Source organism: Brevibacterium sp. NPDC056726 (genome assembly GCF_042790515.1).
Taxonomy (GTDB): domain Bacteria; phylum Actinomycetota; class Actinomycetes; order Actinomycetales; family Brevibacteriaceae; genus Brevibacterium; species Brevibacterium sanguinis.
In genome coordinates this window covers 66,043-92,179 of the sequence record NZ_JBHTYZ010000001.1, presented here as the reverse complement: position 1 = coordinate 92,179, position 26,137 = coordinate 66,043, and the positions used below count along the sequence as shown (strand labels likewise).

General features: G+C 69.1%; 25 protein-coding genes. 18 read left to right on the top strand and 7 right to left on the bottom strand.

What is annotated here, in order from left to right; all coding sequences use genetic code 11:
* Positions 1–51: 51 nt before the first annotated feature.
* Positions 52–774: a TenA family protein gene (locus ACFQ91_RS00425; RefSeq protein ID WP_140954801.1), complete on the top strand. Its 723-nt coding sequence runs from the start codon at positions 52–54 to the stop codon at positions 772–774.
* A 118-nt stretch (positions 775–892) separates the two neighbouring features.
* Positions 893–1,576 carry a hypothetical protein gene (locus ACFQ91_RS00420; RefSeq protein ID WP_137825652.1) on the top strand — a complete coding sequence of 228 codons (684 nt, stop codon included), beginning with the start codon at positions 893–895 and terminating at the stop codon, positions 1,574–1,576.
* A gap of 115 nt (positions 1,577–1,691) precedes the next feature.
* Here the strand turns inward: ACFQ91_RS00420 and ACFQ91_RS00415 are convergent, their stop codons facing one another.
* From ACFQ91_RS00415 to nadA, 5 genes are all read right to left on the bottom strand, one after another.
* Positions 1,692–1,904: a hypothetical protein gene (locus ACFQ91_RS00415; RefSeq protein ID WP_376870567.1), complete on the bottom strand. Its 213-nt coding sequence runs from the start codon at positions 1,902–1,904 to the stop codon at positions 1,692–1,694.
* A gap of 229 nt (positions 1,905–2,133) precedes the next feature.
* The gene (locus tag ACFQ91_RS00410; RefSeq protein WP_137825650.1) at positions 2,134–3,297 is read right to left on the bottom strand and encodes a cysteine desulfurase family protein; all 1,164 of its coding nucleotides are present in this window, start codon (positions 3,295–3,297) and stop codon (positions 2,134–2,136) included.
* A 1-nt stretch (position 3,298) separates the two neighbouring features.
* Positions 3,299–4,255, bottom strand: a complete 957-nt coding sequence (gene nadC / locus ACFQ91_RS00405) for a carboxylating nicotinate-nucleotide diphosphorylase (RefSeq protein WP_137825649.1) — start codon at positions 4,253–4,255, stop codon at positions 3,299–3,301.
* Positions 4,249–6,048, bottom strand: coding sequence for an L-aspartate oxidase (gene nadB, locus ACFQ91_RS00400; protein ID WP_137825648.1), 1,800 nt, complete (start codon positions 6,046–6,048; stop codon positions 4,249–4,251). Before nadB ends, nadC begins: the two co-directional genes overlap by 7 nt.
* 1 nt (position 6,049) lies before the next feature.
* Positions 6,050–7,333, bottom strand: a complete 1,284-nt coding sequence (nadA, locus tag ACFQ91_RS00395) for a quinolinate synthase NadA (protein WP_376870572.1) — start codon at positions 7,331–7,333, stop codon at positions 6,050–6,052.
* Between the two features lie 224 nt (positions 7,334–7,557).
* Here nadA and panB point away from each other — a divergent pair, with 224 nt between their 5' ends.
* The 3 genes from panB to ACFQ91_RS00380 all read left to right on the top strand — a co-directional run bounded on the left by panB (position 7,558) and on the right by ACFQ91_RS00380 (position 11,428).
* Complete coding sequence (gene panB, locus ACFQ91_RS00390) at positions 7,558–8,421, top strand: 3-methyl-2-oxobutanoate hydroxymethyltransferase (protein ID WP_198499420.1); 864 nt, start codon at positions 7,558–7,560, stop codon at positions 8,419–8,421.
* Positions 8,421–9,341 (top strand): pantoate--beta-alanine ligase, encoded by a 921-nt coding sequence (panC, locus tag ACFQ91_RS00385; RefSeq protein WP_249121022.1) that lies wholly within the window; start codon positions 8,421–8,423, stop codon positions 9,339–9,341. The genes panB and panC overlap by 1 nt, the downstream gene beginning before the upstream one ends.
* 437 nt (positions 9,342–9,778) lie before the next feature.
* Complete coding sequence (locus tag ACFQ91_RS00380) at positions 9,779–11,428, top strand: mechanosensitive ion channel (RefSeq protein ID WP_211978870.1); 1,650 nt, start codon at positions 9,779–9,781, stop codon at positions 11,426–11,428.
* Between the two features lie 970 nt (positions 11,429–12,398).
* Here the strand turns inward: ACFQ91_RS00380 and ACFQ91_RS00375 are convergent.
* Entirely contained in the window at positions 12,399–13,115 is a 717-nt protein-coding gene (locus ACFQ91_RS00375; RefSeq protein ID WP_211978871.1) for a LysE family translocator, read from the bottom strand.
* 190 nt (positions 13,116–13,305) lie between these two features.
* Between ACFQ91_RS00375 and ACFQ91_RS00370 the strand changes: the two genes are divergently transcribed.
* The 10 genes from ACFQ91_RS00370 to ACFQ91_RS00325 all read left to right on the top strand — a co-directional run bounded on the left by ACFQ91_RS00370 (position 13,306) and on the right by ACFQ91_RS00325 (position 22,325).
* Positions 13,306–14,205, top strand: coding sequence for a LysR family transcriptional regulator (locus ACFQ91_RS00370; protein WP_211978872.1), 900 nt, complete (start codon positions 13,306–13,308; stop codon positions 14,203–14,205).
* Between the two features lie 217 nt (positions 14,206–14,422).
* Complete coding sequence (locus ACFQ91_RS00365; protein WP_198499416.1) at positions 14,423–15,556, top strand: GuaB3 family IMP dehydrogenase-related protein; 1,134 nt, start codon at positions 14,423–14,425, stop codon at positions 15,554–15,556.
* Between the two features lie 55 nt (positions 15,557–15,611).
* Positions 15,612–16,547, top strand: a complete 936-nt coding sequence (locus ACFQ91_RS00360; protein WP_249356771.1) for an SURF1 family protein — start codon at positions 15,612–15,614, stop codon at positions 16,545–16,547.
* The gene (locus ACFQ91_RS00355) at positions 16,544–16,981 is read left to right on the top strand and encodes a DUF3817 domain-containing protein (RefSeq protein ID WP_137825641.1); all 438 of its coding nucleotides are present in this window, start codon (positions 16,544–16,546) and stop codon (positions 16,979–16,981) included. The genes ACFQ91_RS00360 and ACFQ91_RS00355 overlap by 4 nt, the downstream gene beginning before the upstream one ends.
* A gap of 80 nt (positions 16,982–17,061) precedes the next feature.
* Positions 17,062–18,642 (top strand): glutamine-hydrolyzing GMP synthase, encoded by a 1,581-nt coding sequence (gene guaA / locus ACFQ91_RS00350; RefSeq protein ID WP_137825640.1) that lies wholly within the window; start codon positions 17,062–17,064, stop codon positions 18,640–18,642.
* Positions 18,643–18,865: 223 nt separating this feature from the next.
* Complete coding sequence (locus tag ACFQ91_RS00345; RefSeq protein WP_137825639.1) at positions 18,866–19,513, top strand: biotin transporter BioY; 648 nt, start codon at positions 18,866–18,868, stop codon at positions 19,511–19,513.
* Positions 19,510–20,391 carry an energy-coupling factor ABC transporter ATP-binding protein gene (locus ACFQ91_RS00340; RefSeq protein ID WP_376904000.1) on the top strand — a complete coding sequence of 294 codons (882 nt, stop codon included), beginning with the start codon at positions 19,510–19,512 and terminating at the stop codon, positions 20,389–20,391. Before ACFQ91_RS00345 ends, ACFQ91_RS00340 begins: the two co-directional genes overlap by 4 nt.
* Before the next feature lie 160 nt (positions 20,392–20,551).
* Positions 20,552–21,136, top strand: coding sequence for a CbiQ family ECF transporter T component (locus ACFQ91_RS00335; protein ID WP_249356770.1), 585 nt, complete (start codon positions 20,552–20,554; stop codon positions 21,134–21,136).
* Positions 21,137–21,228: 92 nt separating this feature from the next.
* Positions 21,229–21,783, top strand: a complete 555-nt coding sequence (locus ACFQ91_RS00330) for a cysteine hydrolase family protein (protein ID WP_137825637.1) — start codon at positions 21,229–21,231, stop codon at positions 21,781–21,783.
* Positions 21,784–21,983: 200 nt separating this feature from the next.
* Complete coding sequence (locus ACFQ91_RS00325) at positions 21,984–22,325, top strand: hypothetical protein (protein WP_137825636.1); 342 nt, start codon at positions 21,984–21,986, stop codon at positions 22,323–22,325.
* Positions 22,326–22,385: 60 nt separating this feature from the next.
* On the opposite strand, the gene ACFQ91_RS00320 is transcribed toward ACFQ91_RS00325, so the two are convergent.
* Positions 22,386–23,528 (bottom strand): glycosyltransferase family 1 protein, encoded by a 1,143-nt coding sequence (locus ACFQ91_RS00320; protein WP_137825635.1) that lies wholly within the window; start codon positions 23,526–23,528, stop codon positions 22,386–22,388.
* Positions 23,529–23,758: 230 nt separating this feature from the next.
* Here ACFQ91_RS00320 and ACFQ91_RS00315 point away from each other — a divergent pair, with 230 nt between their 5' ends.
* From ACFQ91_RS00315 to ACFQ91_RS00305, 3 genes are all read left to right on the top strand, one after another.
* Positions 23,759–24,433 carry a LemA family protein gene (locus tag ACFQ91_RS00315; protein ID WP_376872963.1) on the top strand — a complete coding sequence of 225 codons (675 nt, stop codon included), beginning with the start codon at positions 23,759–23,761 and terminating at the stop codon, positions 24,431–24,433.
* Positions 24,430–25,284, top strand: a complete 855-nt coding sequence (truA, locus tag ACFQ91_RS00310) for a tRNA pseudouridine(38-40) synthase TruA (RefSeq protein WP_211978880.1) — start codon at positions 24,430–24,432, stop codon at positions 25,282–25,284. Before ACFQ91_RS00315 ends, truA begins: the two co-directional genes overlap by 4 nt.
* Before the next feature lie 223 nt (positions 25,285–25,507).
* Positions 25,508–26,101 carry a DUF1269 domain-containing protein gene (locus ACFQ91_RS00305; protein WP_198499408.1) on the top strand — a complete coding sequence of 198 codons (594 nt, stop codon included), beginning with the start codon at positions 25,508–25,510 and terminating at the stop codon, positions 26,099–26,101.
* Positions 26,102–26,137: the final 36 nt, after the last annotated feature.

Sequence of the window (26,137 nt, the reverse complement as noted above, 5' to 3'; positions counted from 1 at the left end):
CCGATTCCCGTCTGATTCCCGTCCCATTCCGACCCCGAGGAGAGACCACTCATGAGCATGAACTTCGCCGCCGGACCGCACACCACCGCGCTGTGGGAGGACGTGCGCCCGATCATCGACGAGATCGAAGCGCTGCCGTTCCTCACCCAGCTCGCCGAGGGCACGCTCGCCCCGCTCGCGTTCACGAACTACATCACGCAGGACAGCATCTACTTGAGCGGGTATGCGAAGGCGATGTCGTTCCTCGCCGGGAAGACAGCGGACAGAGGAGAGTCCCGGTTCTGGTCGACCTCGGCGGCGGAGGCGATCACGGTGGAGGAGGAGATGCACGCTCAGCTGCTCTCCGATGAGCGGCTCGCCGTGGCCCACGCCGAGCTCGAGGCCACCGACCATCTGGGACCGTCGCCGACGACGCTCGGCTACGTGTCGTTCCTCGTCGCCACTGCGGCGAGCCGGTCGTACGGGGAAGGTGTCGCCGGTGTCCTCCCGTGCTTCTGGGTCTACGCGCACATGGGCAAAGTGCTCGTCGAGAAGGCGGGAACGATGAGCGAGAATCACCCGTACCGGACGTGGGTGCAGACCTATGACTCCCCGGAGTTCGACGAATCGACCCGGCAGGCCGTGGCGATCTTAGAGCGCGAGTTCGACCGGGTTCCGGCTGACGAAGCCGCACGGATGCGCGCGGCGTTCGAACGCGCATGCGTCTACGAACTCCACTTCTGGGCCTCAGCGCATGCGATGCAGAATTGGGACGCCTCCGTCTTCGCGAGGTGAGGGGCGGACGCCAAGGAAACTACGGCCGACCCTCCGGAATCACCGATGACGACAGTGCTGACTTCCGTATTGTGGTTGGATATGGTGTATGGGAACGAGATCTGATGGCAATCCGGTAATGGAACTTGCCGATCTGTTTGATGCATGGAATACCAACGAAACGCCCAAAACGAGCCGGGGGTTCAAACGGGATCCAGGCCAAGCGACTCAACGTCACATTGAGGCGATGGAGCTCTTCACTGAAACTCGTCGTACTCTTGAGTTCCTCAGCACCCACAGCTTGGTCGCTGAGCGTTGTCTCCAGCACGTTCCCAAGATGGCCCGCGCGATTCTGGCTGTACAGTCCAGCTGGGATAGTAGCCAGCTCGACTCATACAACTTCGATCCGGTGATGATGGAGGCCTTACGCCTCGCCGCTTACGATGTACAGAGAATCCTCGACGAGAACACGCGGCACGCTCCCCGGGTGGACGATCTCCTCGGCGAAGTCCGCCAAATTCTCGTCGAAGACGAGTCGATCAGCGGCGAAATGAAGCGGTACATCAACGAACTCTTAAGCTCGATTCGAGCCAACATTGAACGGAACGGCCTTGGACAAGAATTCGACTTTGGCCATGCGATGGAGCAACTGTGGGTTGCACTCTTAGCTGCTCAGGGCGCGTCGGAGGATGAAAAATCGCGATGGGCGGCGGCGGCAAGTCAAGTAAAGAATGTCGCAACCGGATTCATCAAGTACGGAGCTGCTTGGGCAGCTCTCGGGTTTCAAGGCTACGCTCAGTTCGCCATTGGCGCTGGTCGTTAGCCTTCAAATAGGCAAACAGAAGGGCGAGGCGGGTGTCCACATCATCTAGCACTTGGTCACTCGCCAATTCCGCATCTATCGCAGCAAGAGGTCAATTTTTTAGCCCGATTCGCTTTTAGGCAGCGCTGTCCGGACGGTCGTCGATGATGAGGGTGAGCGGAGCGATCGCGCTCATCGCCAGCCACCCGCGGCACAGCGTGGTCCAGAGGATGACGCCGTCGACCTCCGTCAGCGGCACCCGATCGCGGCGCGGACGCGTCAGCCGTCCGATGAGGAAGACGATGCCCGTGAAGCTCGCTGCGATGAAGAGCAGGGCCACGAGATCCATGACGGTGCCTCCTCCCAGCCGAAGCGGATCCTGTGATTCCAGTGTCTCTCCGCATCCAGAGCTTGGAAAGAGTCCAATCGCTCATCAGTGGACTCTTCGCGGCAGGTGAGAGGGGCCGTGTGAGGGCTGAACGGCGTGAGACCGCAGTCCGGACCGAGTCCTCAGGTGACCCCGAGGCTCAGGAGACCGCGAGGCTCAGGGGCCTGCGGGACTCAGGAGACCGCGAGGCTCAGGAGAATGCGAGGCTCAACCGCTTCGCCGACTCGACGACGGCGGCCGCGGCTGCCGCCCCCTGTTCGGGGGTGATCGAGGCCGGAAAGGTGAAGCGCACACTCGTCTTCGCAACCTCGGCGTCGATGCCGAGAGCGAGGAGCACATGCGAGGGCTCATCGGAGCCGACCGCGCACGCCGATCCGCTCGATGCCGTGACACCGAGCCGCTCGAGCTCGAGGAGCACCGCCTCCCCGCTCGTGCGCGAGAAGCAGAACGAGGCATGGTTGGGGGTCCGCGCCGCAGCGCTGCCCGTGAGCAGTGCGCCGTCGACCGCCCCGACCACCTCGGCGATGAAGGCATCCCGGATGCGGGCCACCCGTGCGGCCGCCTCGACCCGTTCCGCCTCGGCGAGTTCGAGGGCCGTGGCGAACGCGACGGCCAGGGCGACGTTCTCCGTGCCCGACCGACGCCCCGACTCCTGACCCCCGCCGTGGATGATCGGCTCGACCGGGACCCGGGCACGGATCGCGGCGACCCCGATGCCCTTCGGCGCCCCGATCTTGTGCCCGGCGAGCGTGAGGGCGTCGACCCCGAGATCGCCCAGCGGCAGCCATCCGGCGGCTTGGACGGCATCGGTGTGCGTGAGCGCACCGACCTCGCGGGCGATGTCGGACAGCGTCGAGACATCGGCGACCGTGCCGATCTCATTGTTGGCATACCCGAGGCTGACGACGGCGGTGTCCTCTCGCAGCACCGCGCGCAGAGCCTCGGCGGTGACCGTGCCGTCGGGCTCGACGTCGACGAAGGAGACGGTGAAGCCGTGACGTCGGCGCAGATGATCCGCCGAGGCGAGCACCGCCTCGTGCTCGAGCGGTGAGGTCACGAGGTGGCGGCGGCGGGCGGTGCCACCGTCCTCCGGCAGGCCGCCGAGCGCCATCCCGATGACCGCGAGATTCGCCGCCTCGGTGCCGCCACCGGTGAAGACGATGTCCGTGCTCCGCCTCCCGAGGACCCGGGCGACTCGCGCCCGGGCGTCGTCGAGGGCCTCCGCGGAGCGCCGCCCGATCTCATGATGGCTCGACGGATTGCCGAAGGCCCCGGCGAGATACGGCCATGCCGCCTCAAGAGCTTCGCGCCGCACCGGCGCGGCGGAGGCGGTGTCGAGGTAGAGCGGGTCCATCTCAGTCGGCCGCCGTGCGGATGACTGGATCAGCGGCCGCGGAGGCAGGATCCGCGCTCGCCCCGGGTGCTGGAATCGGCGCATCATCGGCCGCGGGTGCCGCCGCGGCGGCGGTGAGCACGAGGTCGAGGCCGAGGTCGATCGACCGGACACTGTGCGTGAGCGCACCGGAGGAGATGACATCGACGCCGGTGGCCGCGATCGCCTCGACCGTCTCGAGCGAGACGTTGCCGCTGGCTTCGACGATCGCCTGATCGCCGATGAGGGTGACCCCACGGCGCAGATCGGCCAGCGAGAAATTGTCGAGCATGATGATGTCGGCCCCGCCGTCGAGGACCGCGGGAATCTGCTCGAGCCGGTCGACCTCGACCTCGATCATCGTCGTGTGCCCGAGCCGCTCCCGCGCCGTCAGCAGCGCGGCGGTGACGTCGCCGCCGGCGCCGGTGAGCACGCCGAGGTGGTTGTCCTTGACCATGACCGCATCCGAGAGCCCGAACCGATGACTGTGCCCACCCCCGCAGCGCACCGCGTGCTTCTCGAACGCGCGGAGGCCCGGAGTGGTCTTCCGAGTGTCGGCGATCCGTGTCCTGCCCCCAGCGGCATCGACGAATGCCCTGGTCAGAGTCGCAATTCCGCTCATCCGCTGGGTGAAGTTGAGAGCGATCCGCTCGGCGCGCAGCACACCGCGCGCCGGCCCCGACACGGACGCGAGCACCTGGCCGGCGGCGAAGGCATCCCCGTCGGCCAGACTCACCTCGACGTCGATCGTCGGATCGGTGAGGGCGAACGCGGCGGCGAAGACCTCACCGCCTGCGAAGACGCCGTCCTCCCGGGCGCGCAGCTCAGCGGTGGCCGTGGCCTCCGCGGGAACGAACACCTCGCCGGTGATGTCACCCCAGGGTGCGTCCTCGGTCAGCGCAGTCCGCACTGCCGTCTCGATCGTCGCCGTCGTCAGCATGAAGCCGCCTCCTCGGTGTGGGGGTGGATCGTCGTCCGACCCCCGGACCCAGTGGTCACGGGCGTCGAGGCCGCAGGGGCCGCCTCGGCGCAGGTCGCATCGGGCAGGGCGTCGGGCCGATGAGGTTCGTCGGTGCGGACATGAGCGCCGATGCTCTCGGTGCGAGCCAGAGCGTGCCCGGCCATCGTCCGTGCGATGAGCGTGAGATTCGCGGTTTCGAGGTCATGCCGTTCGAGCACAACGTCGTCACTCGGGCGAAGGTCGTCTCCTTGTGGCGTGCCTGGGCGGTCGTTCGATCCGGCGCCGAGGTGGTCGAGGAGTTCGGTGAGGCCGGCAGCGGTGCGTTCGAGGCCGAGGTGCTGCCAGGCCAGCGCCTGCAGCGCCGTGCGCGACAGCGGCGCTGGGCGATGGAGCTCGTCGGTCGCCGAGGCGGTCTCCCGGTTCGGTGCCGATGCGGTTCGGTTCTCCTCGGCTCTGGTGCCGGATGCCGTCGTGCCGGCGAGCGTCATTCCGCTGTGCGTCTCCTCGTCGAGGTCGGCGGTGATCGCGGCGGCGGCCCGCGCTCCGAAGACCGCGCCTTCGAGCAGGGAGTTCGAGGCGAGACGGTTGGCTCCGTGGACGCCCGTGCAGGCTGCCTCGCCGACGGCGAAGAGGCCCTCGAGCGAGGTGCGCCCCTCGAGGTCGGTGGTGATGCCGCCCATGACGTAGTGCGCGGCGGGGGTGACGGGTATGAGGTCGTCGGCGAGCGAGAGCCCGTGGGCAGACAGGTGCGCGGCGATGCTCGGGAACCGGGCATCGACGTCGGGGATCGCCCGCGCATCGAGGTGACAGGGCCGACCGTTCTGTCCGGCCATCGTCCGGCGGAGGGCGAGGGCGACGACATTGCGCGGTGCGAGCTCGGCGCGCGGATCGATCGCGGGCATGAACCGTCGACCGCGGGCATCGCGGAGCAGCGCCCCTGCACCGCGGACGGCCTCGGAGACGAGGAAGCCCGATCCGGCGAACGCCGTGGGATGGAATTGGACGAACTCGAGGTCGCTGACGGCCGCGCCCGCGCGGATCGCCGCGGCGAGACCGTCACCGGTCGCCGCCGGCGGATTCGTCGTGTGGGCGAAGAGCTGTCCGGCCCCGCCGGTCGCGAGGACGACGGCATCGGCGGCGATGCACTCGACAACGCCGTCGCGCCCATGCACGCGGACCCCTGTCACCGCCGGCGCCCCGGCAGCCGCCGCAGGCTCGGCGGACTGCGCAGGCCCGGTGACGAGGTCGACGAGCATCGTCTCCGTCCGCACTGCGATCCGGCCGGCGTCCGCCTCGGTGCGGACCGCGGAGCCGAGGGCCTCGACGATCGCCCGCCCCGTCGCATCCCTGCCGGAGTGATAGATCCGGGCCGCGGAATGCGCGCCCTCGAGGCCCCGCTCCCACCCTGCGGGATCGAGCGGATCGACGCGGGGCTCCAGCCCGCCGGCAGGCCCGGGATCGCCGGTCCCGCCTCGGCGATCGAAGCGCACCCCGGTCTCCGCGAGCTCACGGATGCGCGCGGGACCCTCGGTGCAGAGCACCCGGACGGCGCTCGCATCGCAGAGCCCGACACCGGCGGTCAGCGTGTCGGCGATGTGGGCGGCAGCGGAGTCATCGGGGCTGAGCACTCCGGCGATACCGCCCTGGGCCAGCGCCGTGTTCGAGTCGCCGAGGCGGTCCTTCGTCACGAGGGTGACCTCGTGGGCGCCGGCCAGGTGCCGGGCCGTGGTCAGGCCGGCGATGCCGGAGCCGATGACGACGACGTGGCCCACGTCAGATCCTCGGCTTCGCGGCGAGCATCCGGTCGAGTGCCACCCGGGCCGGGTCGGCCACCTCGGCATCGACCGTGATCTGATTGACGACCCGACCGTCGAGGAGGGATTCGAGGACCCACGCGATGTAGCCGGGGTGGATGCGGTACATCGTCGAGCACGGGCACACGACGGGGTCGAGACAGGAGATCTCGTGCTGGGGATGGTCGGCGGCGAGCCGCTGGACGAGGTTGATCTCCGTGCCGATGGCGAACGCGGTCGGTTCGGCAGCGGTTTCGATCGCCTTCGTGATGTAGGCCGTCGACCCGGACTCGTCGGCGGCGGCGACGGTCTCGCGCGGGCACTCGGGGTGGACGATGACGCGGACGTCCGGATTCGCGGCACGGGCGGCAGCGATCTGGGCGGGAGTGAAGCGCTTGTGGACGGAGCAGAAGCCCTGCCAGAGGATGACGCGGGCGTCGTCGAGGACCTCGGCGGTGTTGTTGCCCAGCGGTCGGCGGGGGTTCCACAGGGGCATCCGGCCGGGGTCGATGCCCATGTCGATGGCGGTGTTGCGGCCGAGGTGCTGGTCGGGGAAGAAGAGGACGCGGTGCCCGCGTTCGAAGGCCCAGTCGAGCACCACCTCGGCGTTCGATGAGGTGCACACGATTCCGCCGTTGCGGCCGCAGAATCCCTTGATCGCGGCCGAGGAGTTCATGTACGTCACGGGGACGACGGGCACCTTGCCGGATGCGTCGGGTGCGGTGCCCCACAGCTCGGCCAGTTGCTCCCAGCAGTCCTCGACCTCATCGATCGTCGCCATGTCGGCCATCGAGCACCCGGCGGCGAGGTTGGGGAGGATGACGGCCTGGTCGGGGGTGGAGAGGAGGTCGGCGGTCTCGGCCATGAAGTGGACGCCGCAGAAGACGATCGCCTCGGCGTCGGGATGGTTCTGTGCGGCCCCGGCGAGCATGAACGAGTCGCCGATGTAGTCGGCGTGCTCGACGACTTCGACGCGCTGGTAGTGATGGCCGAGGAGGACGACGCGGTCGCCGAGCGCGGCCTTGGCGGCGATGATCCGCTCCCGCAGCTCCTCCGCCGAGGCGTCCCGGTACTCCTGCGGGATCTCACCCTGGCGCGGGGCGGAGGCGGGGATCGGGTCGGCGGTCGAGGCGCCGGGGCCGTAGCCGGGGGAGGCGTCGACGTCCCAGGGGGCGGTGATGAGCTCGTCGCCGCACATCGACCCCGCGGCGGTGCCGGCGGAGATGTCTTTGAGGGTGAGCTCGATCGAGGCTGTCGTGGTCATCGTCGTCCTTCGGGGTTCGGCGCCTTATTTACGCACTTTTGAGCTTAATCACCTGTGGCGGGAAAGTGCAACCGACGCGGACCCGGGTACGCTGGTGGCAGGCTCGCGATCCGGGCCGGCTCCATGACGACGGTGCTTGCGACCGGTGCAGGCGGGCAGTGCGCGACCGCGCGGATGCCCCGGCCCACCGCGCACGCCGAGACAGCCAACCACAGAGGATTCCCATGCCCGATGCGGCAGACGACAGCAGGCAGGCAGAGACGACACCCGTGTACGCGGCGGGTCCACCGCCTCGGCGGGTGCGCACCGTCGACCTGCTCAAGGCGAAGGCCGCGGGGCGGCGCTGGGCGATGCTGACCAGCTACGACCAGTACACGGCCGCGCTCTTCGAGGAGGCGGGAGTCGAGGCGCTCCTCGTCGGCGACTCCGCGGCGAACAACGTCTTCGGCTACGACACGACTCTGCCGGTGACCGTCGACGAGCTCATTCCGCTCGCCCGCGCCGTCGCCCGCGCGACCTCGCGCGCGCTCATCGTCGCCGACCTGCCCTTCGGCAGCTACGAGATCTCCGACGAACAGGCCGTCGCCACGGCCGTGCGATTCATGAAGGAGGCCGAGGTCCACGCCGTCAAGCTCGAAGGCGGGCAGCAGGTGGCCTCCCGGATCCGCGCGATCACGGCGGCCGGGATACCCGTCATGGCGCACATCGGCTTCACCCCGCAGGCCGAGCACAACCTCGGCGGATATCGCGTGCAGGGCCGCGGTGACGCCGCCGACGCGCTGCTCGCCGATGCCCGGGCCGTCGCCGAGGCGGGAGCGTTCTCCGTGGTCATGGAGATGGTGCCCGCCCCGCTGGCCGCCCAGGTCACCGCCGAGCTGACCATCCCGACCGTCGGCATCGGGGCCGGCGCGGACTGCGACGCGCAGGTCCTCGTGTGGCAGGACATGGCCGGGCTGCGGCCCGGGAAGGCGCCTCGCTTCGTCAAGCGCTACGCCGATGTCCGCTCCGTCCTCACCGAGGCGGTCGAGACCTATGTCGCCGAGGTGGCCGGCGGGCAGTTCCCCGAACCCGAGCGGAGCTTCGAGTGATGTCGTCGGCGCAGGCGGCATCGGGGACGGAGAGCCGGGCGGGCGGCCTGGAGATCGGCGGGATTCCCGCGCTGCGCGCATGGCGCAAACGGCAGACGGGGACGGTCGCGCTCGTGCCGACGATGGGCGCCCTCCACTCCGGGCACCGCGCGCTCATGGAGCGTGCCCGGCAGACGGCCGACCACCTCGTCGTGTCGATCTTCGTCAATCCGCTCCAGTTCGGCCCCGGCGAGGACTTCACGCGCTACCCGCGGCCCTTCGCCGAGGACATCGCCGCGTGCGAGGAGGCCGGAGCCGACTTCGTCTTCGCCCCGGCGTTCATCGAGATGTACCCGTCGGCTCCCGAGGTCACCGTCACCGGCGGACGCATGGGCGCGGTGTTCGAAGGCGCCGACCGGCCGGGCCACTTCGATGGTGTGCTCACGGTCGTGTCGAAGCTCTTCACTCTCATCGACCCCGATGTCACCGTCTTCGGACTCAAGGACATTCAGCAGTTCTCCCTGGTCAGGCGGCTCATCGCCGACCTCGACTTCGACATCGAGCTCATCGGTCTGCCCGTCGTCCGTGACCGCGACGGCCTGGCGACCTCGAGCCGGAACGAATACCTCAGCCCGGGGGAGAGGGCCGCGGCGCTCGCGATTCCCCGCGCACTGGCGGCAGCGGAGAAGGCGGTGCGCATCGACCATGCGCTGCCGCCCGACACCCTCGACGTCGCCCGCCGGACGCTCGGCATCGGCCTCGCGACGGCCCGGGCGGAGGGCGGACCCGACGTCAGGGTCCACTACCTCAGCCTCGTCGACGCGGCGACCCTGCAGCCGGTCTCCGACCATTTCCGCGGTTCGGCGCTGCTGCTCGCCGCAGTCACCGTTGGTACGACCCGGCTCATCGACAACGTGCCCTTGGAATTCGCCGCAGAGTAATTGCCGGATCATTCCCGACGATCACGAGATGATTGTCTGACGTTTCCGCCGAGGTTATTCCGGTGGCACGTGTGCGATTCCCGCCGGTGCGCGACGATGAGCCGGCACGGTCTCAGTGCCCGGCATTTCGCAGATCGATCTCGGGCCGTCTCCTATTCGCCACCGGCGTCTTCCGTCTCAGGTCAGAGCGGTGCGCGAGGCCCGTCCTCGGGGTGCTGGAAAGCGATCTCGATGCGCAATTGTGATCGCCATATGAACGTCTTGTTAAGGCATTGAAATAAACGCATGAATGCCGCCGCCGTCAATTGCCATTTCGGCCGAAATCCGAGATGAAAGCTGACACACCCTTGTCCGGTGTGCTCCATTCGAATAGGCTCCGAATCAACAAGCGGCAATGACGCCTTGTTAGTCCGCAGAATCCGAAGGAGACAACGGAAATGCAAGACATATGGCCGGTCCTCATCAATGTGGGCCTTGCAATTCTCATTCTCATCGTCACGTGGATCGTCGCCTCGATCGTCAAATGGGCGATCGGCAAGCTCGTGGCCAAGATCCCGGCTCTGCAGAGAGACGGGCACAACGGCCAGCAGATCGGCCGCTCGGTCGGGCAGATCGCGGGCCTCGTCATCTGGATCCTCGGTCTCATCGCGGTACTCCAGCTGTTCGCCCTCGATCAGGTGCTCACGCCGCTGCAGGGACTGGCGAACGGAATCTTCGGGTTCCTGCCGAACATCATCGGCGCCGGTTTCATCTTCCTCATCGGCTACGTGTTCGCGAAGATCGCCAAACAGCTCGTCGTCACCGCCCTCGGCACCGTCGATCTCAGCCGGCTGACCTCGAAGTTCCGGTCGATCGGTGATCGCGCGGTCAGCGTCGCGGACTCCGATGGAGGCTTCCGTCGTCCCGGTGGCACATCGCAGCCGACGGCGAACCTCGACCAGGTCAATCCTCAGGGCGCGCCCATGGGTCAGGGCGGACCGGCGGGACCGGGCCAGCCCGGTGGTCAGCCGCCGCAGGATCAGCCGATGCCGCCGCAGGGTCAGCCCGGCCAGGGTCATCCGGGTCAGGGCCATCCCGGCCAGGGCCATCCGGGCCAGCAGGGCTACGGTCAGCCGGGGCATCCCGGTCAGCAGGGGCACCCCGGCCAGCAGGGACACCCTGGCCAGCAGGGCTACGGTCAGCCGAACGCGCAGGCCGATGCGAACGCTCGGGTGGTCAACCTCGTCGGCAATCTCGTCTTCGGAATCATCATCATCGTCGTCTCGATCGCGGCGCTTCAGGTGCTCGGCATCGCAGCTATCTCCGATCCCGCGCAGCAGATGCTCGAGATGTTCCTCCAGGCGATCCCGCTCATCATCGCCGCGGCGATCCTGCTCACCATCGGCTGGGTGATCGCGAAGTTCCTCGGCAACCTGCTCGAGGAGATCCTCCGCGGTGTCGGCACCGATAAGGCGATCGACTCGATCGGCATCTTCCCCGCGGGCACGAGCGCGTCGTCGGTGATCACGAAGATCGTCCAAGTCGCCATCATGATCTTCTTCGCGATCATGGCCACGAGGATGCTCGGCTTCCCCGAGATCACCAACATCCTCAATGAGATCCTCGCGCTGGGCGGCAGCGTCCTCTTCGGTGCGGTGATCATCGCGGCCGGCTTCCTCATCGCGGCGCTCATCGGAAAGTTCATCACGAACAACATCGCGAGCAAGGTGCTGCGCTATTCGGCGATCGCTCTGTTCATTGCGATGGGCCTGCGCTACATGGGCATCGCGGACTCGATCATCAACCTCGCGTTCGGTGCCGTTGTCATCGGTGGAGCCGCCGCCGCGGCACTCGCCTTCGGCCTCGGCGGTCGAGAGGCCGCAGCACGGCTGCTCGGCAAGGTCGAGGATGAGGCGGCCGACGTCGTCGAGTCCTCGGTCGGCGATCCGACCGGCGACCGCCTCGGCGGTGCGACCGGCCGCGCTCCCGGTGCCGGTCCGGTCGGCGGTGCCGGCCCAGTCGGCGGCGGTGCGGCTCCCGGTGCCGGCCCTGGTACGGGCTCGGTCGGTGACGGCCCCCGCAGCGACGGCCCCAACCACAGCGACTGAACCTCGTCCGGCTCGAGCCGCTCGCCGCATTCTCCGCGGGGGCAGCTCGGCCGGAATGGCAGTCAGCGGCGCCGGTGTCCGAGAGCGATCTCGGGCACCGGCGCCGTTTCGCGCGATGGCGCGCCGGATGTGGCGCTTGCGAAAAGTTGTTCTGCAGGCGAGAAGTTCGGGGCGCGCGGGTTCTGCGGGCCAAAAGTAGAACTGCGGGCGATCAGTCGTCCACAAATCTACTTTTGGCCGACATGGGCCGTGGCGAAGGCGTGTCGTCGCACTGATCGTGTGGCGAGGAGCTGCGCCGTACGGGCAGTGTCGCGGTAGCCGCGGGCCGCAGCACCGACTGTGTAGTGACTGGCTCGCTGTCGCCCCGCCGCGTCGCACCGATCGGCAATGGCGCGCCGCATGTGGCGATGGCGAAAAGGTGTTCGGCAGGCGAAAAGTTCGGGGCGCGCAGGTTCTGCGGGCCAAAAGTAGAACTGCGGGCTTTCAGTCGTCCGCAGTTCTACTTTTGGCCGACATGGGCTGTGGCGAAGGTGTGTCGTCGCACCGATCGTGTTGCGAGGCCGCGCCGCACGGGCGGTGTCTCGCGCGGTAGACGCGGGCCGCAGCGCCGATTGTGTAATGACTGGCTCGCTGTCGCCCGCCGCGTCGCACCGATCGGCAATGGCGCGCCGGATGTGGCGCTGGCGAGAAGTTGTTCTGCTGGCGAGAAGTTCGGGGTGCGCGTGTTCTGCGGGCCAAAAGTAGAACTGCGGGCGTTTAGTTCCCTGCAGTTTTACTTTTGGCCGACAGGGGCCGTGGAGAAGGTGTGTCGCCGCGGCGGACCGTGCGGTGGGGGCTGCGCCGCGCCGCACGGGCAGTGTCGCGGCAGCCGCGGGCCGCAGCGCCGACTGTGTAGCGGCAGACACGACGTTGTCCGGCCATGTCGCACCGACCGCGGCGCACCACCTGCGCCACAACCCCAGCGGGGGCGTCACATGGGGATGGCGGCGACCGTGATGCCCATGACGGCGAGGATGCCGGCGGAGACGGCTTCGATCCAGAAGTCGGTGCTGCGGCGCTGGAGGGCAGCGGCGGCGTATCCGGCGATGAGGGCGAGCAGGATCTGGTAGGCGAGCAGCAGGCCGACGACGATCGCGACGAGGAGCACGTAGTCGGTGCCCGCGGGGGAGGCGGGGACGAGCGTCGGCATGACGGCGAGGAAGAAGAGGCCCGCCTTGGGGTTGGACAGGGAGGAGAGCAGGCCGCGGCGGTAGGAGATGATCGAGGCGAGCTGGCCCCACGGGTGGGCGCCCTTGGCCGGGGCCACCTCGGCGACGAGGTCATCGGCGACGATGTCATCGGTGGCCGCCGCGATCTCGCCGACGGGGCCGAGCGGGGCGGTGCCGCGCAGTTCGCTGCGGATCTTCAGCGCCTGCCGGGCAGCGAGGACGCCGAGGAAGCAGAGGTAGGCACCGCCGACGATCTTGAGCACGAGGAGCGCCGAGGGGTAGGCGGTGAGGAGTGCGGAGATCCCGGTGAGCGCGGCGATCATCCAGATCGTCATGCCGGTCGCCGAACCGAGGGAGTAGATGAGCCCGGCCTTGCGGCGCAGTGCCGAGAGACGCACGGTGAGGATCGTCTCGGGTCCGGGGGTGACCGCGAGAACGGTGGCGGCGCCGGCGATGGTGATGAGCTCAGGACCGGTCATGGGACTCCTGTCGGGGTGGTGGTGCGAGTGCTGGCGAGGACGAACGAGCCGGATGCCGGCCGATTGCGGCCGAGACGCGGCGGCGCGAATCACGCCGATGACCAGTCTGCCGCAGAAAAAGCGTTGCGAAAAGCAATCATTCTCAAACGATCATCAGGCGGCACCGAACGATCTCGGCTACCCTGGACGGATGTGGGACCTCCAGCGCCTGCGCGTGTGGCGGGCCGTCGTCGCGACCGGCTCGGTCGTCGCCGCCGCGCGCAGCCTCAACTACACCCCGGCCACTGTGAGCCAGCACATCACGACTCTGCAGAAGGCGGTCGGCGCCGAGCTCTACCGCCGGTCGGGACGCGGGATCGAGATCACCGAACTCGGGCGCCGCCTCGCCGAGGAGTCCTCCGACGTCTTCACCGGCCTCGGCCGCCTCGACGGCCTCGTCGAGAGCTTTAGCGCCGTCCACCGCCCGCGGATGCGCATCGCGGCGTTCACCTCCTTCAACGCCGTCCTCCTGCCCGACATCATCGGCCCCGTCGCCCTCGAACACGAGGACCTGCGCTTCGACATCCAGCTCAACGAACCGGCGAAGGTCCGCCGCAGCCACTGCACGATCGAGATCCGCAACGAGGTCCCCCAGGACGAGGAGGGCAGCCTGCCGGGGATGTCGCGGACCGTGCTCTTCGACGACGACTACCGGGTCGTCGTCTCCGAACGCCATCCCTTCGCCGGCCGCGACTTCGTGCCGTTCAAGGAGCTCGCCGACGAACGCTGGGTCAACTACGACCTGTGGAACGGTCCGACGAGCCGCGTCGTCGATCTCGCGTGCGCTGCCGCAGGATTCGAGCCGACGATGTTCGCCGCCTCCGAGGACGACTACGCCGCACTCGCCCTCGTCGCGGCGAACCTCGCCGTGACCGTGCTGCCCCGGCTCTCGACCGAGCACCTGCCGCCCGGCCTCGTCGCCGTCGACCTCACCGACCCCACCCCGGTGCGCCGCGTCGTCATGCACGTCCGTGACCGTGAAGCCCACCTGCCGCACGTGCGGGCCTTCGCCTCCGCCGCCGAGGCGGTCGCCGCCGACCGCTTCCCCTGAACAGTCGTCCGGCTTCCCCCGGACACCGCACCCCGGACTGCGGTTGGGGCGCTCCCCGAGGTGGATCCCGCTCGACTTCGCGGCGAAAATCGAGCGGGATCCACCTCCGGGAGGCAATTCCCACGGCCGCGCCCCGGCACCGACCCGCCTCGGCAGCCGCTGCCTCCCTCACAGTCGGCTGAGACCTCCTGAGAGTCCGGTGGGATAGGCTGTGCGCGTGAGTTCTGAAATCGAGATCGGCAAAGGCAAGCGCGGTCGTCGGGGCTATTCGCTCGACGACATCGCCATCATCCCCGCACGTCGCACCCGCGATCCCGAGGATGTCTCCCTGTCCTGGCAGATCGACGCCTACCACTTCGAGCTGCCGTTCATCGGCGCGCCCATGGACTCGGCGATGTCACCGGACACCGCCATCGCGCTCGGGCGCCTCGGCGGTCTCGGCGTCCTCGACCTCGAGGGCCTGTGGACCCGCTACGACGATCCCGCCCCGCTGCTCGCCGAGATCGCCCAGCTGCCCTCGGACATGGCGACCTCCCGGATGCAGGAGCTCTACTCCGCCCCGATCCGCGCCGACCTCATCACCGCCCGCCTCGCGGAGATCCGCGACGCCGGCGTCACCGTCGCCGGGGCCCTGACCCCGCAGCGCACGCAGCAGTTCTACAAGACGGTCGTCGATGCCGGTGTCGACATCTTCGTCATCCGCGGCACGACCGTCTCGGCCGAACACGTCTCCTCCCAGGCCGAGCCGCTCAACCTCAAGCAGTTCATCTACGAACTCGACGTCCCCGTCATCGTCGGCGGGGCCGCCACGTACACCGCCGCCCTCCACCTCATGCGCACGGGCGCTGCCGGCGTCCTCGTCGGCTTCGGCGGGGGAGCGGCGGCGACGACGCGGCGCACGCTCGGCATCCACGCCCCGATGGCCACCGCGATCGCCGACGTCCACGCCGCCCGCCGCGACTACATGGACGAATCCGGCGGCCGCTACGTCCACGTCATCGCCGACGGCGGTCTGGGCACGAGCGGCGAGATCGTCAAGGCCTTCGGCGTCGGCGCCGACGCCGTCATGCTCGGCACCGCGCTCGCCCGCGCCACCGAAGCCCCCGGCCGCGGCATGCACTGGGGTGCCGAAGCCCACCACCCCGAGCTGCCCCGCGGCCACCGCGTCGAACTCGGCACGGTCGGCAGCCTCGAACAGGTCCTCTTCGGTCCCGGTCGCACTGCGATCGGCGAACTCAACCTCGCCGGTGCGCTGCGCCGGGCGCTCGCCACGACCGGGTACGTCGACCTCAAGGAGTTCCAGCGCGTCGACGTCACCGTGTCCCCGTACCAGCCTGGATCGGTGGTCTGATCTGTTCCGTCTGGCACTGACTCCCAAATGGCTGGGGTCCCTGGTCTTCGTCCTCGTGCTCGTCAGCTGCTTCGTCGGACTGTCGGCATGGCAGGTCGACCGTGCCCAGCACAAGAACGAGGTCGTGTCCTCGACCGATGTCGACGAGACGAAGGACTTCAACGAGCTGATGGGCGCCCAGGCCCCGATGCCGGGCATCCTCGCCGATCAGCGGGTCAGTCTCACCGGCCGCTGGCTGCCCGACGACCAGGTCGTCGTTCCCGGCCGGATCAACGACGGGGAAGAGGGGTACTGGGTCGTCACGATGTTCGCCCCCGATGACGCCCGCCTCGGCGAGGGAGCCGTCGCGGACACGACCGGCAAGACGATCGCCATCCCCGTCCTCCGCGGCTTCACCACCGACGAGGCGACGGCGATGAACTCACGGGCGCTCGAGGGCCCGGTGTCGCTCGTGGCGCGCATCGGTCCCGTCGAAGGGCCCGAACCCGGCACCGACCTGCCGCCAGGGCAGGTGAAGACGGTCTCGACCTCGCAGCTCATCAACCTCTTCCCCGACCTGCTCACGTACTCCGGCTTCCTCATGCCCGAGTCCGCCACCGGCGCGGCCGCCTCGGTGGGCACCGGGGGACTGACCCAGGTCGACACGACGACGACCCGCGACGAGGGCGGCTTCAACCTGCAGTCGGCGGTCTACGCCATCGAATGGCTGATCTTCGCCGGCATGGCCCTCTACATGTGGTGGCAGCTGCTGCGCGACGACTACGTCAGGACCCGCCTCGGCGAGGCCGGGGGCAACGGGAAGGACCCGTCCACCGGCGGCGACTACGTCATCGTCAAACCTGCCGGCCAGGCGCGGATCGACCCCGAGGTGATGTCCGGGCTGACCGGACTGCCCGCCCACCGGCACGGCGGGGCGAAACCGCGCAGAGCCGACAGCCAGACCCAGCCCTCCCCGACTGCCAGCACCACGACCGAAGGACCCGAAGCGTGAGCGACCACCCCGAGAACCTCGATTCCCGCCCCGAGGTCGACGAGTCGAACCTGTGGAGCGTCAAGCGCTTCACCTCGGCGCGCAATGCCCTGAAGTTCTATCGCGTCATGGCGATCATCACCGGCACGATGCTCATGATCCTCACGGTCGAGATGATCTACAAGTACCTCATCGCCCCGGACCCGTCGACGGCGCTGATGTTCGGTGACTTCAATCTCGCCGCGGCGATCGCGATCAGCCACGGCTGGTGCTACGTCGTCTACCTCATCGGCTGCTTCTGGCTCAATCAGCAGATGCGCTGGAGCCTCGGCCGCTACCTCATCCTCGCCCTCGCCGGCGTCGTTCCGGTGATGTCGTTCATCCTCGAGCGCCGCATCCACCGTCAGGTCGAAGCTGAGCTCGCCGCCGCGGTCGTCGTCGCTCCCAGGAGCTGAGGACCCTCGCCGAGGCGGTCGCTGAGTTCCGTCCGGAGCCGGCGATCCGGCGCGTCCTGCCGTTGATTAGACTTGGGGGCATGACGAACCCCCAGAGCACACAGGTGCCTCCTGTTCTCGTGGTCGATTTCGGCGCGCAGTACGCGCAGCTCATCGCCCGCCGGATCCGTGAGGCGGGACTGTATTCCGAGATCATCGCCCATGACGCCCCGGCGGCCGAGTTCGCGGCCAAGAACCCCGTGGCCATCGTGCTCTCCGGCGGACCCTCGAGCGTCAACGACGAGGCGGCGCCGCCCTTCGACGAGGCGGTCTTCGACCTCGGCGTCCCGACGATGGGCATCTGCTACGGGTTCCAGCTCATGTCGACGAGCCTCGGCGGTCGCGTCGCGAAGACCGACAAGCGCGAGTACGGCTCGACTCCGGTCGCCGTCGCCGACCAGGGGGCACTGCTCGCCGAGACCCCCGATGCCTACACCGTGTGGATGTCCCACGGGGACTCCGTCGCCGAGGCGCCCGCGGACTTCACTGTCCTCGCCTCGACTCCCGACACCCCGGTCGCGGCGTTCGAGCACCCCGAACGGAAGTTCGCCGGCGTCCAGTGGCACCCTGAGGTCCTCCATTCCGAGAACGGGCAGAAGATCCTCGAGAACTTCCTCTACCGGGTCGCCGGTCTTGAGGCCGACTGGACGAACGAGTCCGTCATCGACGAACAGGTCGACCTCATCCGCCAGCAGGTCGGGGACAAGCAGGTCATCTGCGCGCTCTCCGGCGGCGTCGACTCCTCGGTCGCGGCCGCCCTCGTCCACAAGGCGATCGGCGATCAGCTCACCTGCGTCTTCGTCGACCACGGGCTGCTGCGCGAAGGCGAACGGGAACAGGTCGAGAACGACTACGTCAACTCGATCGGCGTCCGCCTCGTCACCGTCGACGCCCGTGAGCGGTTTATGAAGGAGCTCGCCGGGGTGACCGACCCGGAGGAGAAGCGCAAGATCATCGGGCGCGAATTCATCCGCACCTTCGAGACCGCCGCCGCCGACCTCGTCCTCGAGGCCAAGGACGAAGGCGAGGAGATCGGCTTCCTCGTCCAGGGCACCCTCTATCCCGACGTCGTCGAATCCGGCGGCGGGTCGGGCACCGCGAACATCAAGAGCCACCACAACGTCGGCGGGCTGCCCGAGGACATCCAGTTCCAGCTCATCGAACCCCTGCGCGCCCTGTTCAAGGACGAGGTGCGCGCGATCGGCCGTGAACTCGGCGTGCCCGAGGCTATCGTCTCCCGTCAGCCCTTCCCGGGCCCGGGCCTCGGCATCCGCATCATCGGCGAGGTCACCGAGGAGCGCCTGGCGATCCTCCGCCGGGCCGACGCGATCGCCCGTGAGGAGCTGACGAAGGCCGGCCTCGACGGTGAGATCTGGCAGTGCCCGGTCGTCCTCCTCGCCGATGTCCGCTCCGTCGGCGTCCAGGGTGACGGCCGCACGTACGGCCACCCCGTCGTCCTCCGACCGGTCTCGAGCGAGGATGCGATGACCGCCGACTGGACGCGGATCCCCTACGACACGCTCTCGGTGATCTCGAACCGGATCACCAACGAGGTCGATGACATCAACCGCGTCGTCCTCGACGTCACCTCGAAGCCTCCGGGCACGATCGAATGGGAGTGAGCGCCGCTCGTGTGCGGTGACCTCGGGCGTCCGCGGGTGCCGCGACCGGTGCCGAGTCGGGCGCTGGGTCGGGTGCCGCGTCGGGCCCTGGGTCGGGCGCTGGGTCGAGCCCTGCCAAGAAGCGGGGCACGATCTGTGCCCCGCCGACAACTCCTGAACGGTGTTCAGCTACAGTGGGGTCAGCCCGGGTGAGGCCCGGGACGACCCGACCGTTGGAGAACCCATGACCCACGCAGACAGCACCGCCGCCTCGGCGGGCACCGCTTCGCTCAAGACCCCGAGCCGGGCCGGCGACATCGCGCTCATCGCGGTCTTCGCCGCCCTGCTCGCGGCGTTCGCGATGCTGCCCCCGATCCCCGTCGGCCCGGTGGGCGTGCCGATCACCCTGCAGACCTTCGCTGTGGCGCTGTGCGGCCTCGTCCTCGGCCCGTGGCGCGGGGCCGCCGCCGTCGGGCTCTACGTCGTCCTCGGATTGCTCGGACTGCCGATCTTCTCGGGGATGCGCGGCGGCATCGCCGTCCTCGCCGGCCCGAGCGCCGGCTACATCATCTCCTTCACCCTCTACGCCCTGGCCGCCGGATTCGTCGCCCGTTGGGCGCTGCGCCGCTATCGGGGCGCGGCCCTGTGGGTCGCGATGTTCCTCGGCTCCCTCGGCGCGAGCTTCCTGCTCAACCACCCGCTCGGCATCCTCGGCATGTCGATCAACGGCGACCTCCCGCTCGGCGTCGCCTTCGCTGCGGACCTCATCTACTGGCCCGGTGACATCATCAAGAACATCCTCGCGGTGTCCGTGGCCCTGCTCATCCACCGGGCCTTCCCCGACATCCTCCGCCGCCGAGGCGTCCGCCCCCAGATCCCGGACGCCGAGTGATCTTCCGCCGCCGCCCATCATCGAACGCCCCATCGACCGCCGAGGCGGTGCCCGGGTCCGCAGCCGACCCCGAGGCGGTGCCCGGGTCCGCCGCAGACCCCGGGGCCGCCTCGGTGTCGGCCGGATCCACCCCTGCCCGGGCGAGGGACCACCGGGAGATCTCCCTGTCCGGGGTGACGGTCGGCGTCGTCGACGACACTCCCACAGGCGATGCCTTCCGGCCGATCCTCACCGACATCGACCTGCGGCTCACCGAGCCCGCGGTCGCCGTCATCGGGGCGAACGGATCGGGCAAGTCGACGCTGCTCCAGCTGCTCAACGGACTCGTCACCGCCAACGCCGGACAGGTCCTCATCGACGGCATCGATCCCGCCCGGCAGCCCGCCGAGGTGCGCTCTCACGTCGGCTTCGTCTTCACTGACCCGGCCGCACAGCTCGTCATGCCGACCCCACTCGAGGACATCGAACTCTCCCTGCGCCGCCGCGTGCCCAAACGCGAACGCCGGGCGGCGGCCCTCGCCGTGCTCGACGAACTCGGGATCGCCGACCTCGCCGACCGCAGCGTCTATGAGCTCTCCGGCGGGCAGCGGCAGCTCGTCGCCCTCGCCGCCGTCCTCGCCGTCGACCCGCAGATCCTCGTCCTCGACGAACCGACGACCCTGCTCGACCTGCGCAACCGGGAGCGGCTGCGCGCACGGCTGAACGACCTCGTGGCCCGACGCGGCGTCCGCATCATCGTCTCCACACACGACCTCGAGTTCGCCGGGATCGCCGACCGCGCCATCGTCGTCGAGGCCGGGCGCATCGCCCACGACGGCACCCCCACCGAGGCGGTCGCGGCCTACCGGGAGATCGTCATGAGCGAGACCCATGACTGAGTCAGGGCAGAACCAAGCAGGGCAGACCCAGGCAGCGCAGACCCAAGCCGGGCAGACCCAAGCAGGGCAGACCCAGGCAGCGCAGACCCAAGCCGGCCAGGCACGAAGCGCGGGCCGGTCGCGGGCCGGGGTCCGGCGTCGCCCTCAGTTCTTCGGAACGGTGAGCAGGCAACGGGGCTGGCTGCACGGGGTGCCGACGGGGTGGAAGCTCGCGGCAATCGCCGTCATCGGTCTTGTCGCCCTGATCTTCCGCGACCCGATCATCAACTGGTCGATCTTCGCCGTCCTTGTCCTCGTCGGCTTCAGCGCCCGCCTGCCCGTCCGACGGTTCGCCCTGACCTGGGCGTATGCGGCGGTTCTCGTCGTCATCGTCATGGTCCTCCAGGTCTTCTTCGGAACCCTGCAGGCCGGTCTGGCCGTGGCCGGCACCGTCTTCGCCTGCGTCCAGGCGGCACTGCTGCTCACTCTGACGACGACCGTCGGCCAGCTCCTCGACGCGTTCGCGGCGATCGTCTCCCCGCTGCGCCGCCTCGGCGTCGACACCGAGGTCATCGCCCTGACCGCCGGACTCATGGTCCGCGCGATCTCGCACATCTCGGGGCTGCTGACCGACGCCGACCGGGCCGCCCGCGCCCGTGGGCTCGAGACGAGCCTCAGGGCTCGGGTCGTGCCCGCGATCCTCCGATCGGTGAAGTACGCGCAGGACACGGGGCGCGCCCTCGACGCCCGCGGCATCGTCGACTGATCGCCAGCAGAGATGCCCACCCCGATGACCCGATCTCCGGAGTACCGTCGGAGACAGCGGGGCGAGTGACCCCGCACAGAGGGGAGATGCTCATGAAGAACCACACCGGCACCGTCCTGCTGGCCATGGACTTCCAGAACGGCATCGCCGGGCCCTTCGCCGAGGCTGACGTCGTCGCCCGCACGAAGGACGCGATCGCCCACGCCAGGCAGGTCGGCATCCCCGTCGTCTGGGTGCACGTGGCGCTGCGACCCGGTTATCCCGAGCTGCCCGAGACCTCACCGTTCATGCGCATCGCCTCCCACGGCGACCTGTCCGAGGAGAGCGAGGCGACGCAGATCCTCGATGTCATGGGGCGCCGGGACGATGAGCTGCTCGTGACGAAGCGCCGCGTCGGGGCGTTCAGCGGCAGCGACCTCGCCGAGGTGCTCCGGGGCCTCGGGGCCACCGAGCTCGTGCTCGCCGGGATCGCCACCCGCGGCGTCGTCCTCGCCACGATGCGGCAGGCCGCCGACCTCGACTATCCCGTGACGATCCTCGCCGATGCCTGCGCCGACCGCGACGAGGAGGTCCACCGAGTCCTCATCGAGAAGGTGCTGCCCTGGCAGGCCGATGTCGTCACCGTCGCCGAGTGGGTCGGGAAGTAACGCCCCAGCCATCGAGACGGACACTTCGCGTCGAGACCGGCACTGACAACTGTCGGTCTCGACGCGAAGTGTCCGTCTCGATTTCAGGGAGGCCCAAGCTGCGGCCCATGACCTGCGGGTTGAGCCGCCGCGAGCACGCGAATCCGTGTGTGCGTGGTCCTGTTACGGTGGAAGCGGACCGCAACCGAAGAGAGGATCGCATGCCCCTGGTCATCATCGCCGCTCTGCTCTTCTCCGTCATCAGCGTCGGCCGCAACGGACAGAGCGTGCCCGAGACCGCGAGCGCATTGTCATCCGTCCAGGTCATCGCCGCAATCCTCGCTGGTGCGGGACTGTGGGTGAGCCTGCGGCGGAAGGTTCGAGCAGTCCCGGCCGACCGGTTCGCGCTCCTCGGGGCTCTCGTCTATCTCGTCGTCATGATGACCCTCAGCAGCGGCATCGTCTCGCCGATCGCGATCTACGCCACTGCGCTGCCCCTCTCGTTCTATGTCGCGTGGCTGGTCACCCGTGCGCAGGGCGCGAACGCTGACGGCACGGAGTGAGCCGCAGCCGGGTGCGTTGGCCGGGTGCGCAGCCTGCCACCGGCACTGGCGGCTCGATCGTCAGCGGGTCGTGGTGCCTTCCGCACCCGCCCAGGCGAGGACGTTGAAGCTGCGGCCCATGACCTGCGGGGTGGGATTCTCGATTGCGCGGGAATAGTGGCCGACGAGCTGGGAGCACACGCTCTTCCACGACCGAGACAGCACCTGCTGGCGTCCGGCGACGCCGAAGGCCCGGCGCTTGGCCTCGTCGCCGAGGAGATCGACGACGTGCTGACGCATTGCGGCGAGGTCCTTCGGTGCATACAGCCACCCGGTGTGCGAGGAGTCGACGAGATCGAGGGGACCGCCGCGGGCCGGGGCGATGACCGGCACTTCGGAGGCCATGGCCTCCTGGATCGTCTGGCAGAACGTCTCGAGCTCACCGGGAGCGACCATGAGGTCGAAGCTCGCGACCGCCTGAGCGAGGGCGTCCCCGCCGAGGAAGCCCGCGAAGTGGGCGTTCGGCAGCAGACGCTCGAGCTTCGACCGCCACGGACCGTCGCCGACGATGACGAGCTTGGCATGGGGCACATCGGCGAGCACGCTGAGGTCCTCGACCTGCTTCTCCGCGGCGAGCCGACCGACGAAGCCGATGATCCGCTCCCCGTTCGGAGCCACCGAGCGCCGCCACTGCTCGGAGCGGTGGCTGGGGTCGAAGCGGCTCGAGTCGACTCCGCGGGCCCAGTGATCGACCTCGGCGACGCCGAGACCCTGGAGCTGCGCGATCGTGTACGACGAGGGCGCGAGGGTGAGGGAGGCGTGCTGGTGGATGTTGCGCACGTGGGTCCACAGCATCGCCTCGATGCCGTGCATCCCGTAGCGCGCGGCATAGGCGGGCACCTCGGTCTGGTAGATCGCCACGGTCGGCAGGTCGAGGCTCTGCGCGGCGAGCACCCCGCGCCACCCGAGGACGAAGGGACTGGCGAGATGGACGACATCGGGGGAGAACTTCTCGAGCAGACGCCGGATCCGGGTGACGCCGCCGGGAGCGACGCGGATGCGCCGGTACTTCGGCAGGGCGATCGAGGGGACGCGCACGATCCTCGCCCCCGACACCTCTTTGGGGCCGTCGCGGCGAGTGCCCGGGGCGATGACGAGGACCTCGTCGCCGCGATCGGACAGATGCTCGAGGACCCGCAGGAGTGAGTGGGTGACCCCGTTCATGTTGGGGAGGAAGGATTCTGCAATGATCGCTACTCTCACAGCACTCAGTCCACGCCGCCAGAGTGAAGACACGGCGACGGACAGGCGACGTGTCGGCGACCACTGTCGGAAATCGGCCCGGCCAGGTGACCGGGGGTCGACGCGTTCGCGACGAGGGTGAACCCTGCGTAAACTTGAACCGCCGAGGCGGTCGCCGGCACCTCGGCCGACTGCACGTGAGAGGAGCCCGGGTGTTCTGGACCATCGTCACCGCCGGTGCGGTCTCGGTTCTCGTCGTCGCCGCGGTCATGCTCATCATCCTCCGGTTCAACCAGCTCTCGATGGCCCGCTCCCTCTGCGACGAGGCGAAACGGCAGCTCGTCGTCGAACTCCGCGCCCGGCATGCCCTCGTCCCGGCCTACCTCGGCACCCTCCAGCAGGTGACGACGCGTGATCTCTCCCCGCTCGAACTCGCGCTCGCCTCCGCCGAACGCGCGCCGTTCGGCCCTCGGGGAGCGGCCGCGGAGAACGCCCTGACGGCGGAGATCAACGATGCCGCGGCTCTCCCGGGACGCCGCGCCGAGGCGACCGGCGGACCCGACGCCTCGACGGGGATGCGCGACGAACTCGACATGACCGTCCAGCTGCTCCACGGTCAGCTCAGCGTCCTCTCCGAGCGCATCATCGCCGTCTCCCGGCTCTACAACGCCAACGTCGACCGCTACCACCACCAGCGCCGCCGCACGCTCTCGCGCCTCTTCGGTCGGGTCTTCACCCCGCGGGAGCACTTCACCGAGGCGCTCGCGGACTCCGCCGTGCCCCGCACAACGGACAGGACAGTGACCCGCGGACCGGGGACGACCACCTCGGCGCGCGATGCGGACAGCGCCGACCAGGGACCGGAACGGGGAGTGGTCGAGGCGTGACCCGCTTCCGCCTCGACCTCGGCTACCGGGGCACGGACTTCCACGGCTGGGCGAAGCAGCCGGGCCTGCGCACCGTGCAGGGCAGCCTTGAGGACGGGCTCGCCCGGGTCACCGGCACCGAGGTGGCCACCGTCGTCGCCGGCCGCACCGACGCCGGCGTCCACGCCCGGCGTCAGGTCGTCCACATCGACGTCGACGAGGCCGGCCTGGCCAAGCTCATCGGACGGTCGGGGCGCTCACCGGAGCAGGCCCTGCTCTCGCGCCTGCGCGGGGTGCTCACCGTCGACGGCTCCGACGACCTCGTCATCCACGCCGTGACCGAGGTGCCCGCCGACTTCGACGCCCGCTTCTCCGCACTGTGGCGCTCCTACCAGTACCGTCTCGCCGACCACCGGTCGTTCCTCGACCCGCTGCTCACCGCGATGACGCCCCGGCACAAGGGGGAGCTCGATGCCGAGGCGATGGCCGAGGCCGCGCACGAGGCGCGCGGACTCCACGACTTCCTCCCGTTCTGCAAGCCCCGGGACGGGGCGACGACGATCCGCACCCTCCACGACCTCGATGTCGCCCGCGACCAAGACGCCGTCATCACGATCGACCTCCGCGCCGACGCGTTCTGCCATCACATGGTCCGCGCGCTCGTCGGCGGCCTCATCCGCGTCGGGTCGGGGGCGTGGCCGGTGACCCGGCCCGCGGAACTCCTCGCCGAGGCGGACGCCGGGATCACCGCGACCGGACCGATGCACGTCACCCCGGCCCACGGTCTCGTCCTCACCGGGGTCGGCTACCCGGATCCGGCCGACTACGCGGCCCGGGCCGCGCAGACGATGGCCCGCCGCGACCTCGGCTGAGCAGGAGCCGGGTCGGTCGAGCAACGACCGGGTCGGCTGAGCAGCGGCCGGGTCGGTCGAGCGACTCTGACCGCCCCCTGGGAAAACAATCCGTCTTGATGACCCGTCATTGACCCTTTACTACAGGGATGGTGGAGTTCTCAGTACCCCACCGACCCCGATGGGGCGTTCCATCCCCACCCTCGCGGCTGACCGAGCCGCGTGGAGAAAGCAGGTGCGTGTCATGTCAGAAACCAACATCATTCTCCTCACCTGGGACAACTCAGGATCCGCCTATGAAGCCTTCAGCAAGTTCCGCGACCTCGACTCCGAGGCGCTCTCGATCGTCGCCTCGGCGGTCGTCGAACGCAATGACAAGGGCCAGCTGCGGGTCACCGACGGTCAGGACAACGACCTCGGCCTCTCGACCCTCGGCGGGGGCGGCATCGGCGCGCTCATCGGCGTCCTCGGCGGACCGCTCGGGATGCTCCTCGGCTTCGCCGCCGGTGCGCTCATCGGCTCGACGGTCGACGCGGAGCGCTCCTTCGACGCCGAGGACGCGCTCTCCGTGTTCAGTGCGGCTCTGCCGGCGGGGAAGACCGGTGTGATCGCCGAGGTCGTCGAATCCGATCCCACCGTCCTCGACGACTTCGCGAAGTCGACCGGTGCGACGCTGCTGCGCCGTCCCGAGGACGAAGTGCTCGACGAGGTCGCCGCGGCCGAGGACGCCGCCTACGCCGCCGCCGAAGCCGCGCGTCAGAAGGTCAAGGAGGAGAAGAAGGCCGAACGCAAGGAGAAGCGCCAGGAGCGCATCGACAAGATCAAGGCGAAGCTCTGAGCCCGACTTATGCTGAGCCTGGCTCGCGCAGAGCCG